The sequence below is a fragment of the Burkholderia sp. Leaf177 genome (assembly GCF_001424345.1).
Taxonomy (GTDB): Bacteria; Pseudomonadota; Gammaproteobacteria; order Burkholderiales; family Burkholderiaceae; genus Caballeronia.
The window spans coordinates 86,887-101,246 of sequence record NZ_LMPF01000024.1 but is presented as its reverse complement, the minus strand read 5'-3'; the positions used below and the strand labels follow the sequence as shown (position 1 = coordinate 101,246).

Annotated in this window: 8 protein-coding genes and 1 CRISPR repeat array; of the genes, 4 read left to right on the top strand and 4 right to left on the bottom strand. The window is 58.6% G+C overall.

Annotated features, from left to right (window positions below; all coding sequences use genetic code 11):
* Positions 1-31 precede the first annotated feature (31 nt).
* From csy1 to cas6f, 4 genes are read left to right on the top strand one after another with little or no spacing between them, the layout of a single operon-like run.
* Positions 32-1,432, top strand: a complete 1,401-nt coding sequence (gene csy1 / locus ASG35_RS24865; RefSeq protein WP_056364028.1) for a type I-F CRISPR-associated protein Csy1 — start codon at positions 32-34, stop codon at positions 1,430-1,432.
* Positions 1,429-2,508 carry a type I-F CRISPR-associated protein Csy2 gene (csy2, locus tag ASG35_RS24860; RefSeq protein WP_235527706.1) on the top strand — a complete coding sequence of 360 codons (1,080 nt, stop codon included), beginning with the start codon at positions 1,429-1,431 and terminating at the stop codon, positions 2,506-2,508. Before csy1 ends, csy2 begins: the two co-directional genes overlap by 4 nt.
* Before the next feature lie 39 nt (positions 2,509-2,547).
* Positions 2,548-3,564 carry a type I-F CRISPR-associated protein Csy3 gene (gene csy3 / locus ASG35_RS24855; RefSeq protein ID WP_056364621.1) on the top strand — a complete coding sequence of 339 codons (1,017 nt, stop codon included), beginning with the start codon at positions 2,548-2,550 and terminating at the stop codon, positions 3,562-3,564.
* 5 nt (positions 3,565-3,569) lie between these two features.
* Positions 3,570-4,133: a type I-F CRISPR-associated endoribonuclease Cas6/Csy4 gene (gene cas6f, locus ASG35_RS24850; protein ID WP_056364620.1), complete on the top strand. Its 564-nt coding sequence runs from the start codon at positions 3,570-3,572 to the stop codon at positions 4,131-4,133.
* A 130-nt stretch (positions 4,134-4,263) separates the two neighbouring features.
* Positions 4,264-5,732: a CRISPR direct-repeat array (repeat unit 28 nt; unit sequence GTTCGCTGCCGCGCAGGCAGCTTAGAAA).
* Positions 5,733-5,919: 187 nt separating this feature from the next.
* Here the strand turns inward: cas6f and ASG35_RS24845 are convergent.
* The 4 genes from ASG35_RS24845 to ASG35_RS24830 all read right to left on the bottom strand — a co-directional run bounded on the left by ASG35_RS24845 (position 5,920) and on the right by ASG35_RS24830 (position 14,249).
* A complete protein-coding gene (locus tag ASG35_RS24845) occupies positions 5,920-8,316 on the bottom strand; it encodes a polysaccharide biosynthesis tyrosine autokinase (protein WP_056364025.1) in 2,397 nt (798 codons plus the stop codon).
* A gap of 32 nt (positions 8,317-8,348) precedes the next feature.
* The gene (locus ASG35_RS24840; RefSeq protein ID WP_056364023.1) at positions 8,349-9,632 is read right to left on the bottom strand and encodes a polysaccharide biosynthesis/export family protein; all 1,284 of its coding nucleotides are present in this window, start codon (positions 9,630-9,632) and stop codon (positions 8,349-8,351) included.
* Positions 9,633-10,377: 745 nt separating this feature from the next.
* Positions 10,378-11,115, bottom strand: a complete 738-nt coding sequence (locus tag ASG35_RS24835; protein WP_056364021.1) for a Crp/Fnr family transcriptional regulator — start codon at positions 11,113-11,115, stop codon at positions 10,378-10,380.
* A 545-nt stretch (positions 11,116-11,660) separates the two neighbouring features.
* A complete protein-coding gene (locus tag ASG35_RS24830) occupies positions 11,661-14,249 on the bottom strand; it encodes a glycoside hydrolase family 2 protein (protein ID WP_162244441.1) in 2,589 nt (862 codons plus the stop codon).
* Positions 14,250-14,360 lie beyond the last annotated feature (111 nt).

Below are 14,360 nucleotides of genomic sequence, written 5' to 3'. Positions count from 1 at the left end.
TTCTCCCTGATTTTAGTTTGGAAGGAAACTGATGCCTGATTCACCAGTAACCCAAAACCATCGCGGTTTCCGCGCCGCCATCGATGCATTCCTGCATGACCGTCTCCAGGCAAAGCTCGACAAGCTCTCGGCCGCCGACTTGAAACGCTCACAACTGATTGCCGAGCATCAACGTGGTCCGTGGCTGGAAAGCGCCGCCCAGCGGGTCAAACAGATTCAGGCGGTCACACATTCGCTCAAACCCGTTCACCCCGATGCACGTGGCACCAATCTCTACGTCAAGCCCTCAGAGTTGCCGCGACTCGATGAACTAGGCAGTCACGCACTTGGCGAAAACTTTGCGACTGACGTGGTAGGTAACGCGGCGGCACTTGACGTCTGCGCACTCCTCAAACTCGAAGTCGGTGGCTGCAGTCTTTTGCGGGCGCTTGCTACGAACGATCCGGACGCCTTGCAGGCACTAAGCACTGATCCCATTGAAGCTGAAACCATTCGCGACGCTTTGGTCAGCCTGACGGCCAAACGCGAAGACGCCGCGAGTTCGCATGTGCGGGCGAAGCAGTTGTACTGGCTGGTAGGCGACGATGCAAACGATGACGCGCAGTATCACTTGCTGGCGCCGCTTTACGCCACATCGCTAGCCCAAGCGGTGTACGACGAGATTCAGGACGCCCGGTTCGGCGAAAAAAACAAGGAAGCACGTCAGGCCCGACGCGACGGTATCCCGCACGATGCGGTTTATCGAGAATATAGGGATCTTGCGATACAGAAAAAGGGCGGCACAAAGCCGCAAAATATTTCGCAACTTAATAGCGAACGCCGTGGCAACAATTATTTGCTGGCGTCGCTGCCGCCTTTCTGGAAAAGCAGGCGCAATCCGCTTCCAGTCAACACGAAGACGATTTTTGAACGCACCTTTGGCTCACGACTTTCGGTACGTGCGACCGTGCGCGAATTAAAGACGTTTTTGCAGAGTGATCCGCCGCAGAACGTACATACGCGTGAGCGTAGAAGCGGCCTTGTGAATCGGCTTGTCGATGAACTGGTTATCTATGGCGGCGAACTTTTGCATCTTCCTGCCGGCTGGACACGCGAGCAAGCGTTCGACGATCTGGCCGATGAAGAGAAGCTGTGGCTTGATCCGCTTCGCGCGGAACTGCCGGACGAAAGCGCATTTGCAAGCCGTTGGCAATTCATGGACTGGCCAGCCCAAATAGGCGAGCGTTTCAGCAAATGGCTCAATGGGCAATTGCAAGACAAGTTGCAGGACATCGGCTATGCCGAGTCTCGCGAATGGCGGCGAATACTCATGAACGACGATGGGTCGTGGATGCAGCAACTGCGTCAGACCCGGGAACGCATGGATGCGACGAGACATATCCCGGTCCGAAAAACGCACGATGAATTAACAGCATCGCAGGAAGGCCTATGAGCCACGCAATGAAGGATTTCCACGCGCGAGCTTTACTTGTCCTGCCGCGCTTGCGCGTGCAAAACGCCAATGCCGTTTCCAGTCCACTCACCCATGGCTTTCCGTCCATTACCGCGTTCACCGGGCTGATGTGGGCTTTGCAACGCCAGCTAACGAACGCCGGCATGCCGCTAAGGCTGGAGCAAGTAGGAATGGTCTGTCATCGCCACGAAGAGCAAGTGACGGATGGTTACGTCAAGACATTTCGGCTAACGCGCAATCCATTGAACAAGGACGGCGAGAGCGCAGCCATCGTGGAAGAGGGCCGGATTCATTTGGAGCTCACGGTGGTGTTCGAAGTGAAGCTGCCCGCATCGCAATTGATGGCACATGGTTCTGGGTCGGCACTGGATCAAGAAGCACGGCTGTCTGAATGGACTACGCACATTGCGGACATTGTGACGCGCATGCGGATCGCGGGCGGGACGTTGCTGTTCGTGCATCCCATGCCAGGAACACGCACGCGCCCGTGGATGGCAGTGATTCCGGAAAATCACGAAGAGCGGGCACGCATGTTTGCTCGCTGGCGACGTCAATGGTTGCCTGGCTACGCGCTGGTCGGACGCGACGATTTGCTGGCGGACCGCCATCGGGCTTTGCGCAACGAACTGCCTGACGCCACGTTGCTCGATGCCTGGCTCGACGCTGCGCGATTCAACTTTAGACCTGTCCCTGACGAGCCATCCGAGCACAAGGCGGAGAACCCCAATGCCAAAAAACAGCGTTGGGCAGATCCATCAAAACAAAAAGGCGAGGGCTGGACGGTGCCTATACCCGTTGGCTATGCCGCCCTGACGAAAACATTGCCGGCTGGCGAGGTTGCGAATGCGCGCGATGCGACCACGCCTTTCGTGTTTGTCGAGTCGGTCTATTCGTTTGGTCAGTGGATCAGTCCGCATCGGCTCAACGATCTGCAGGAACTTATGTGGCGTCCGGAAACCGACGCCTCGACTGGTTTGTACCGCTGCCGCAGCGGTTACGTTCACGCCGGGTCTGCCACTACGTGGGCGGACGATGATATGCCCGACTTCGATTGAATCTGTCTGCCATCTTTTATCTTTTGCAGGATGTATATCGTGTCTGAAAAATTGAATACCGCTTCTGTTCTCGCTTTCGAACGCAAACTTGATCCTTCCGATGCCGTGTTTCATGCGGGCAATTGGGATGACCGTGCCAACTCAGCGGTTTGGCCACCAATCCGGCTTCGTGAGAAGTCGGTGCGCGGCACGATCTCGAATCGACTCAAGATCAAGGAACAGGATTCGTCCAAACTGGATGCTTCCATAGCAAATGCCAACTTGCAGACCGTGGATGTTGCCACGCTGCCTGTCGAAGCCGACACGCTCAAAGTGCAGTTCACGTTGCGCGTGCTAGCCGGAGCGGGAACGCCCTCGGCGTGCAATGGCGCCGCGTATCGAACCAGATTGCTAGGCGTGGTGAATGATTACGTTGTGCAACATGGCTTTGTTGAATTAGCGAATCGCTATGCTGCCAACCTGGCCAATGGACGCTTTCTGTGGCGCAATCGGATGGGAGCGGAAAGTGTTCAGGTCGAGGTGACGCGCCTGCAAAACGGCCAGCCCGGACAGGTCTGGTCTTTCAATGCATTGACCCAAAATCTACGTGCGCTGAATGAACTCGATGAGAGCGTCATGACGCTCGGCGGCTTGATCGCCGAGGGCCTGACGGGTCGTGCGCATGTGTTGCTTCAAGTGACCGCTTACCTGCGCATTGGCTGTGGACAAGAAGTGTTTCCCTCGCAGGAACTGATACTGGACAAAAACGCTAGCAAGAAAAGCAGGACGCTTTATCACGTGCAGGACGTGGCTGCGATCCATTCGCAAAAAATCGGCAATGCGTTGCGAACCATCGATACCTGGTATGACGGCGCGCACGAAATGGGTCCGATCGCGGTCGAGCCCTATGGATCGGTTACCACGCAAGGCAAGGCTTATCGCCAGCCCAAGCAAAAGCAGGACTTCTACACGTTACTGGATGACTGGCTGCTCAAAGACCGGGTGCCGCCGGTGGAGCAGCAGCATTTTGTCATGGCCGTGCTGATTCGCGGCGGGGTGTTCGGCGACGCGAGCTGATGGCCATGACGACACATTTCATCAATATCACTTTGCTGCCCGATCCGGAATTTAGCCAGGTGCATTTGCTAGGTGCGCTCGTGGCGAAACTGCATAAGGCGCTCGTGCGGCTTCGGCGCGAGGACATTGGCGTCAGCTTTCCCGAATACAGCTTGCGTCCGCGTTCGCTGGGAAAGGTAGTGCGACTGCACGGCGGTGAGGCAACTCTGTTGGGTTTGATGGCGCACTCCTGGCTGCAAGGCATGCGCGATCACGTGGCGGTGTCGGCAGTTGCGTTGATACCGGACGGTGCGACGTATCAGATCGTACAACGCCGTCAGTTCAAGACGAACGTCGAACGCATGCGCCGCCGCCGTATGCGGCGAAAGGACGAGAGCATTGAACAAGCGGCCGCGGCGATACCCGATAGCGTTGAGCGAACGCCGAATCTGCCTTATGTACAAATGCGAAGCGCTAGTACTGGAGAGTCGTTTTGCTTGTTCATCGATCAGGCGGTGGCGTTGGCCGGAGTGTCAGGGAAATTTAATGGTTATGGTCTGAGTCAAGGGGCGACCGTGCCGTGTTTCTAGACCCTTTTTTTGGATTGGGTCGATGTGGCAGATAAATCAACGAGTTGGCGTTGGGATGACGATTTGGGTGAATTCGAGCGCCAAGTATTTATTCTGTTTGGACTCAATTGCTTACAGTTGATTTGGTCTAGTTCGCTGCCGCGCAGGCAGCTTAGAAAAGAGTAAAACGCGCGAACGTGATGCCCCGCTCGTTCGCTGCCGCGCAGGCAGCTTAGAAAAATATCCCGACGTGCCGAATCTCGGCGATATGGTTCGCTGCCGCGCAGGCAGCTTAGAAATCGATACCCACGGCAGCGCCCTCACCAATAAAGTTCGCTGCCGCGCAGGCAGCTTAGAAAACCTCTAGCAAGCTGACGCGCTCTTTCAACCGGTTCGCTGCCGCGCAGGCAGCTTAGAAAGTGCGAGCTTGCGGTAGTCCGCAGTCCAGCCGGTTCGCTGCCGCGCGGGCAGCTTAGAAAAGAGCATGTCGCGCTCGAAGAGCTTAAGCAATGTTCGCTGCCGCGCAGGCAGCTTAGAAACTGCACGAACGGCGTGCCGTCGATGCCGAGACGTTCGCTGCCGCGCAGGCAGCTTAGAAAAATCTGCCTGGCACTCGCTGACCGCTACCAAGGTTCGCTGCCGCGCAGGCAGCTTAGAAAACAACGCCGCGACCGCTTTTACGCAGATAGTCGTTCGCTGCCGCGCAGGCAGCTTAGAAAGTCCCCGGTGGACATTACGAGTATCGCTATGTGTTCGCTGCCGCGCAGGCAGCTTAGAAAAGTCGCGCAATGTCGCATTTTCATTTTTCAACTGTTCGCTGCCGCGCAGGCAGCTTAGAAATACGGTCATCAGGTCGAGCGTGCAAGTGCATAGTTCGCTGCCGCGCAGGCAGCTTAGAAAGAGCGGCGGCCGCGCGTCTAAGCTGAAACTCGGTTCGCTGCCGCGCAGGCAGCTTAGAAATCATCCACCGCCGCGCCCATCAGATCAACGAGGTTCGCTGCCGCGCAGGCAGCTTAGAAAAGGGACAGCTCGTTGGCCGTCGCATCGACGCGGTTCGCTGCCGCGCAGGCAGCTTAGAAAAACGCCAGTAGCTGCGCTCGGTACTGCACCTCGTTCGCTGCCGCGCAGGCAGCTTAGAAATGGACCCCGCCTCGCGCAAGCAGCGCGGAGTGTTCGCTGCCGCGCAGGCAGCTTAGAAAATGGTGGTGCTCCTATGCCTTTTGCAAATTCAGTTCGCTGCCGCGCAGGCAGCTTAGAAATAAGCGCTGCCAGTGATACCCCATGATCTGATGTTCGCTGCCGCGCAGGCAGCTTAGAAAGATCGCGGCTGCCGCGTCACTGCCACCGATGCGTTCGCTGCCGCGCAGGCAGCTTAGAAAGCGTGAAAAGCATCACGGCAGACGATCGCGCCGTTCGCTGCCGCGCAGGCAGCTTAGAAAAGTCGCTATTGCTGCCCCGTCGAATCTCTCGCGTTCGCTGCCGCGCAGGCAGCTTAGAAACTGACCGCTTGTTCACCAGCTCCATGACAGCGAGTTCGCTGCCGCGCAGACAGCTTGAAAAGTTTCGCGCAATCACCAACTCGACGCGCCCAAGTTCGCTGCGGCGTACGCAGCTGAGAAATCGCTTACTGCGGTCAAAGGCGCGGCTGGCTCTTCTACTACCGCGCAGGCAGTTAAAACCGCAATATTCCGGCGTTCAGCAAGACTTTCTTATACTGCCTCCGGCCTCAAAAACCAAAAACGCCCGCTTTCGCGGGCGCTTGGCTATGGGCGTGGCCGCCCACCTAATTGTGCAACCAACCCTACCCTCAATGCTTCACATCAACCGCCGAAGGATCGCTCGAATACGTATAAGCGTAAGCATAATCATAAGTCCCCTTACGCCCACCACTCTTCGCCGGCATCGCATTCAACACCCCACCCACAATCCGCGCCCGCGCACGCTTAAGCTTCTTCAGTGCATCGGCGATATTCTTCTCCGAGTGAGCGCCCGAGCGCATGACGAGCACCGTCGATCCAGCCAGGCTCGCAATCACCGCAGCATCCGGAACAGCCAGCAACGGCGGCGTATCCACAATGACGAGATCGAATTGCTTCTCAAACGCCTGCAGCAACGAAGCAAACCGGCTCGACGTCAAGATCTCCGACGGATTCGGCGGATGCGCGCCCGAACCAATGAAGTGCAGCCCATTCACACCGGTCTCGCGTGCCGCCATCTCGAAGTCGGTCTGGCCGGTCAACAACTCGGTAAGACCACCATTCGACGACTTCCCGAGATAGTGCGCAAGACGCCCGCGACGCAAATCGGCATCGATCAGCAATACGCGCTTGCCGGACTCGGCGAGCAACGCTGCCAGGTTGGCGGCAAGGAAACTCTTGCCATCGCCAGGCGCCGGGCTCGTGATCGCGATCACGCGATTGGGTGCATCGACCAATGCAAATTGCAGCGTGGCGCGAAGTCCGCGAAGACCTTCAATGGATGTATCGAACGGATGCGTCGTGGAAAGCAGCGGCTGCTTGCCGACGTTTGCGGCCGGCAGAACCGTGGCGTTTTGCAACGCCATCGCGACAGGCGTCTTGGTGGAAAGACCGAGCGTGGTGCCCATCGAGTCGCCAACGGTCTGCGTACCCAGGCGCTTCATGCCGCCCTTGGCTGAAGACGAAGGCAACGCCATCGGACGATCGAGGCGCACGCGATCCAGCCGTGCCTGTTCCGTGCTGAACGGAATCGCGCCGAAGATGGGCAGATTGAAACGGCGCTCAACGAGTTCCGGATCATCGACACCCGCAAAGAACGAACGGCGCACGAAGGCAAACACCACGCCGGCAATCACGCCGAGCAAACCACCCGCGGCAATGATCAGCGCAGCTTTCGGCTTGACAGGCTGCGAGGGGACAAGCGCCATATCAATGATATGCACGTTACCGACCGTTCCCGCGCGGCTGATCGAAAGCTCTTGCGTCTTGTTTAGCAGTGCAACGTAGATCTCGGAGTTGACCTTGGCTTCACGCTGCAACGACACAGCCTGACGCTCTGAACCTGGCAGCGTCTTGAACTGGTTATCGAAGCGCGACTTCTCGACGTTCAACGCGGCGAGTTGTGCATCGACTGCACGGACTTCGTCGGCGCCGTCGGTAAAGCGTTGCAGCAACTGAACGCGTTGCATGCGCAGTGCGGCGATCTGGCGTTCGTAGTCGAGTCCACCGGAAAGATACGTCTGCGCTTCCTGCGTCGGCTGGAACGAACCGGCGGTCGTCTGATACTGCGCCAATGCGGTTTCGCTTGCATGCAGCTCGTCACGCACTCGCGGCAGTTCGTTGTTCAGGAAGGTGAGCATGCGGTTCGCTTCTTCCTGCGCACGTTCCGTGCGCTGCTTCAGGTACGAAGCGGCGATGGCGTTGGCAACTTGCGTGATGTAAAGAGGCTGCGAACCGCTGTACGAGATCTGGATGATGCCGGTGTCCTTGCCTTTCTCACCAACCTGCATGCCGGAACCGAACGCTTGCACGGCTTCGAGCTGCGAAGCACGCGTGACGTAGAACTCGGTGCCGGGACGCGCCACGAGCTGGCTGACGAGCAACGTAATGCCATTGCCCTTCGCCATGCTGCCGGCGAGGCCCTGGAGCAACTCGTGGTTATCGGCATCGAGCAATGCGTAGCGGCCATTGCCCAACGCACGCAGCGTGAGGCGCTGGTCTTGCATGGCTGCCGGCACGGTGATGGAGTCCACCTTGAACGCTTCGCCACCCCACGCATATGTGTCGAGTCCGAACAGTGCAGGCAGCGGATGCCCATTGCGTGCGAACAACGGCGTGATGCGTCCAATGAACGGCATGACGTTGGACGCCGTGCTGAAGTTCAGGTTGAACTGATCCACCACCGGTTCGATCACCGCGCGGCTCTTGATGATCTCGATCTCCGAGTCCGCGTGCAGCGATCCGCCAGTGGGCGCCAGCGCTGCAGAGAGCGAACCCTGATTGTTGGCCGGCGCGGCCGTGTTCGGCGTGTCGACTTGCACGAGGGCATCGGCGGAATAAATCGGCGTCGATAACTTTGCGTACAGCACGGCGGCCAGCAAGATGCCGAGCGCAATGCCCAGCACCCACCAGATCTGGTCCGTGATCATCCGCACGAGGTCGCGCAAGACGAACTCGTCGTCCTTGGCTTGCGCGGGCGAATGCTCCAGCATTTCATAAGTACTCATGTCGCACTCCAGGCGTAACACGTGACACGTGTTTAGCGGGTCGTTTGGATGGTGTAGAACAGCGTCTGGATCGTCGGCGAGATTTGCTCGAGCACGCGGTTGAAGCGGGCTGCGCTGGCAACTTGCACGTAGATCACGTCACGCGGATGCAACTCGAACTGCGTCATCAGCATCAACGCATCGACTTGCGTCATGTCGAGCTTGTACACGCTTAGATCGAGCGGACGCGCACCTGGCATGCTGCCATTCGCCGTGGTCAATGCGGCCGTCTTCATCATGCCGCCCTTCGATTGTTCCGGCGCGCGGATCACGTAGATCTGACGCGGGTCAGCCGAACGCGGGTCGATACTGTTGGCGTTCGCCAGTGCATCGGCGAGCGTCAGGCGGCCGCGGTTCATCGGAATGGTTTGCGGTTTCGCCAGTTCGCCGAGCACGAACACGCGGCTCTTCGTACGATCCGGCACGTCGATGATGTCGTCGTCCTGCAGCAGCACGTTCTGCTGGATATCGCCGCGATCGAGGAGGGCGGCGACATCGACTGCGTAGCGCTTGCCGTCGCGCGTGATGCCTACGTTCTGCAGATCGGCGTCGGCGTTCGCACCGCCCGAGCGGTTGATCGCATCAATAACGGACAGCGGCACGTCGGTAATCGGCATGGATGAAGGCGTCTTCAGGTCGCCGGTGACCTGCACCTGCTTGCTGTAGAAGCCGGACACGCGCACGTCGAGCTGCGGATTGCGAATGGTCTTCGACAAACCCTGCGTAAGCGATGCCTGCAGTTGCTGCGGCGTCTTGCCGAGAGCCTGCACGCGGCCAACGCGCGGGAAGAAGATGGTGCCGTCGTTGGCAACGCGCACTGTCACGCCACCCGCTTCAGGACCCGTTGCACCAGCTGCTGTGTTCACCGGTGCGCCCGTGTTGCCCGCGGTTCCAGCCGGCAGCGGCGGCAGGCCTGCGCCTCCCGTGCTTGCCGCAATGCCGCTCGAGTTGAACTCGGGGTGATCCCAGACGGTGATGCTGATCTGGTCGTTCACGCCAATGTGATACGCATAGAGCTTGCGCGTGTCTTTGGTCAGGCAGGTGAGCGGGCAGACGCTTGCGAGGGATTCATCGCTGAGCTGCGGATGCGTTTCGAAGTAGCTGACATCGATAGGCGTCACGTGATACTTCACGTTCGCCTGGGCGACGCTGTCGGGCGCCGGCGTCTGGTCGAGACGATCGGTATCGAGATACGGTCCGGGTGCAATTGCGCAACCGGTCAACGATGCTGTGAAGGTTGCGCCAGCCAGCAGTGAAACGAGTAGTTTGATATTCATATTAGGTGGTCCTCGCGTTACGGATACGCTGAATGTCCCCAGCGCAAAGTCTCCTGACCGTCAACGCGCAGTGCGCGTAGGTAGTCCTTCCTGTGCATGACGTGAGCGCTTTGATAGCGTCATTCGGTTTCGCTGCGAATGGGTTTCTCCCCGGTCCACCCATTCGCAGCAGCCACTCGAAACAACAGCTAGCACTCCCAGCCCTGGAAATCTGGCGGGTGTTCACACAGGAAGAACTGCAGGTTGAAAGACGCATGGCAGGAGACCGCTGCGTCTTTTTGAAAATTGTTATTCGCTATGCTGCTTCGCTTCGTTTCCCGGCTGCTTGCACTGACTCGCGTTGACGCGATAGTCGAGGCGCGCCCATGGCCGTTCGATGTGACATCGTGGCGTTTCTGGCAGGGCCGGTAAGTGCGTTTCCGCACGCGGGCGTCTTAGTTCACACAAATAGCGCCTTGACCCTTGACTCGTGATGCTTTAAATCAAAATCATTTTCAAAAACTGCACGGCGATTAATGATCGATAAGCGGTCATTCAACATTCAAATAACGGTCAAACAAGCAACTTGATAATCACGCACGAGCGAAGTCCGTTCGATGCAAAAATATCGAAAGCATGATTATGTTTTTATGAATCGCACGGTTGCGTCTGCTATGCAGGCGAACGTCGTCACATTGAATCGGGGCTGCGAGAAGAGGAGGGTGCGAACGACTGCAACTCCCCACTGATCGCTTAATCCGTGGGTTCAATGCACTTCTTCGGCAGCCTGGCGCAGACGCGGAAGCAGCCGGTCGAATTCACGCTTGACGATGCCGTAGCATTCGCACGCGCGCGCTTCGAGGCCTTCGCGATCCAGCACCTTGATGCAACCACGGCTGTGGTGAATCAGTCCGGCGTCATGCAGCTTGCCTGCGGCTTCGGTGACGCCTTCACGACGTACGCCAAGCATGTCGGCAATCAGTTGCTGCGTGACCTGAAGCTGGTTCGAAGAAGTGCGGTCGATCTCGATCAGCAACCAGCGGCACAGTTGCTTGTTGAGCGAGTGATGACGATTGCATGCTGCCGTTTGCGCCACTTGCGTGAGCAGGGCTTGCATGTAGAGGAGCATCAGGCGGCGCAGGAAATCCGAGCGGCCGAACTGTTCGCGCAATGCTGAAGCGCTCATGCGATAAGCGAAGCCCGGGCATTGCACCTGGACGCGCGTCGGCATGGTTTCACCGCCAGTCAGAACGGGCACGCCGGTCATGCCTTCGCGGCCGACTGCTGCGATCTCGACTGAACCGCCGTCTTCCATCGTGTGGAGGAGCGAAATGATGGCGGTGGTGGGGAAATACACGTGATGAATGCGTTGACCCGAATCGCACAGCAATTGATCCGTGCGAAGCTGAACCAGTTCAAGGTGAGGCGTAAGAGCTTGCCATTCGTGCGCGGGAAGCGCACCCAACAGATGATTACCGTGCAGGTCGGACTGAAGGGTCAGCATGATGTTCTTCTCTCGTGACTGTGCGCATTGCGCCTTACTTTTTATTTACCGGCCAGCGAAACGTTCCGTGATTGCATCTGACGGCATTCATCGAAACGTTTCGCGACCAGCCCCGTAAGCAGCGCAGCATCGTCGTTTAGTTGATTTCATTTTTCGACGTTACCGCGTTGCGCAACTCATTTAGCGAGGACCGTGCCAGCGATGGTCAATCTCAATGCCATCATGGGGTTGTGCATGGCGAGTGGTATCGGGAAATCTGCAGATGGATGTTTTTGTTTCACTCTTGAACAGGGAGCATGTTTGAGCCGGACTATCGGTGTGATTGATGCAGCGCACCCTTTTGTCTGCGCAATGCCTTACTGGTGGCCTGTCCAGGTTTCTTTCATGCCCGCGAATGGGCCTTGCAACGGGTGAATTGCGAACGCTTGTACAGGCATTCATCGGTTGTTTAAAAAATGATTCAGAACTGTTCCACCATCTGCGTGTGCTAACGAACGCAAGTGCCCCGCACTCTGGCTTGACACGCCCGCAAGGGCGCGCGGGACTTATGCGGCCTTCGCTGGCAGGCTTCGTTGCACGCGTTGGTACTGAACTGAAAACGTTGCGTTCAGCGCACGAACCTCACCTTGTGGCGTGTGCGAAGCGTTTCGTTCACGAGCAACGAGCGCAATGCGACGTTCGACACCCGGCGCAAGATGAAACCATTCATCGCGTGCGCGATAGTGCGGATCGACCACATGGATCCATCGTGCCAAACGTTTGGCGTGCATCACGATTTCCCATCCACCGTATGCATCATGCTCCAGGCGCACTTCCAGTCCGAGGTCGTGACGTTGCGTCAGATCACGCTCGGGGAAATGGAATGCTTCTGACAGCACAGCCCCTGTTGCCTTGTCGCGCAGGGTGATGACGGTCGCTTCATGGGCGCGCGGACCGAATCGATACGCATAGGTGAAATCGAAGAACTGGCCGAGCACGTCTGAAGCCTGCAAACGCGTCGTGGTGCGCGCCGAAAGTGTTACATCACGCGATGCGCTCGCGACTTTCGTGGCGCCATCGCGAAGGCACACGAGTTCCAGATGCGCGTTGATTGGCGTCGCCGTTTCGTTGATGAGATGGATATCGAGGCCGTCAAGGCCTTCGTCGGTGATAAGTGCAGTTACCGGACGGAAAACGTGTGCGAGCCCGTGTAACGCGCTTTTAGGCGTGCCCAGAGCGTCGATCAAGCCCCAGCCCGAACCCGTCCTGATGTCCTGTAGCTGCCAGACGATTCCGCCCGCGCAAGATGAGCCATCACGGCGCCATTCCGAGAAGACTTCGCCCATTACTTCAGCTACCACGGCGCGCGACAAGGCGAGATAACGCTCGGGATCTTCATAGCGCAGACGCACCGGATCGACCGAATAAAGCGTGCGCAAGTAGTGTTCGCGAACATCGTCGAAATCCCAGCTTGCGCCCGGATCGCGGGGCACGGCGGTTTTCCAGCGTGGCTGATGCGGCATCGATGCATGCGGCACGGCGTGCAGTGCGACATCGTCCGGAACGTTGGCGAAGGCGAGGCATTCGCTGGCGAATCGGACGTTCGCGCGCCGGGCGTCGTCCAGTGGACGCTGGTACGCGCCGACGCCGTAATAATGCGTGATGCCCGCGCGCGTGGCGAAGGGCCACGCATGCTCGCCGTCGTTCACTGCAGGTATGCTCGGCGAGTTCACTACGTATGGGACATCGGGCCGTTTTGCGGCGCATATCGACGGCAATTGCTGCGTGAATAACGTTTGCGTGCGCATGGCCGGCGGCAGTCCGAGCATGGCCGCTTGCTGGTCGGCTTCGCTGCCGCCGCACAACACGGCGAGCGATGCAAAGCGTTGCGTTCTTGATAAGAACTGCTCTGCCTCGCGCCGAACACTGGCGATAAAGGCGGGATCGTTGGGGTAATCGAAATTGGCGAACGCGAAGTCCTGCCAGACTAGAAGTCCGTGTTCATCGGCCAAAGCATAGAACGCATCGGACTCGTACAGCATGGTGCCGCCCACGCGCAACATGTTCATGCCTGCGTCGCGAGCAAGCTGGAAAAACGTTTGCGCCTCGTCACGGGAGGTATCGAGCGAGACGAGGTCTGCAGTGGTCCAGCATGCGCCGCGCGCAAAGACGGGCACGCCGTTGATGACGAGTTGAAAGCCATCGCCTGCAGGGCCGCGATCCACCGTGATCTCCCTGAAGCCGATCCGCCCGAGCGACACCACATCGTGATTCGCGAACTCGAGCGTGAGCTCGTGCAACGCGGGATCGCCATGCGTATGCGGCCACCAGCGCGGCACGTTGGGCACGCGCAAGGTGCCGCCAATCGTTTGCGCGTCCTGCCATTGCAGCGTAATCGACGCGTCCCTGCACAGGGCACGCGCCGTCTGTTGCGTCTGCGGATGCACGAAGCGGACGGTCAGATGCACGATGCCGTCGTCGCCATCGAGGCTCGTCTTCAAGTCCACGCGATCAATCGATGTAACCGATTCACCCAGCATCTGCACTGCGCGCCAAGGGCCGGCGGCCTGCACCGAAGGGCACCAGCCAGGCATGTGGCCAAGCAGCGTGGTGCGCACATTGCGCAGCGTCGCGGGCTGCGCGAGCCGCGGGCGCCAGCGCGCGCGGCCGCGTTTTGCGCCGAGCGCCGCCGTGAGCGAGCGAAAGCACAGGTACAACGTTGCCTGACCGTCGAGGTTTATATCGATGTCATGCGCTTCGAACATCGAATCTGTATCGAGCAATTTCGTGTGGTCGAGCCAGACTTCGCAAATCGTGGCGAGTCCGTTCAAGCGCACCCGGCGCGCGCCTTTTCCCGATAACACCAGTTTGTACCAGTGGTCGTCGAAAGCGAACGCGGGAGGCGATTCCATATCGAGCTTCCCCGCCGCTCTCCACGCCGATGCAACCGTGCCGGGCACGGGCGCGTCGATCCAGCTTCCGGTGTTTTCCGTCACGCCAGACGAGGGCAGATCCGCCGGCGTCGCATACGCGCCGGCCGGTGTGCTCACGCACTGCCAGCCATCGGACAAGTCTTGTGGAAGATAGGCGCCCGGTGTGGACTCGGCGGGCGCGGATGAGCAAGGCGTGAGCACGCCAGGCGTAATGACGCGCATGGTGTTTTCCCCGTATGACGATCGAAGGCCATGTCGAGACAACCTTCTTCTTATAGTGTGTGCAGCCGGAACGCGGCGCGAGTGTATCGGCCGCGGCACCGGTTGTTACAT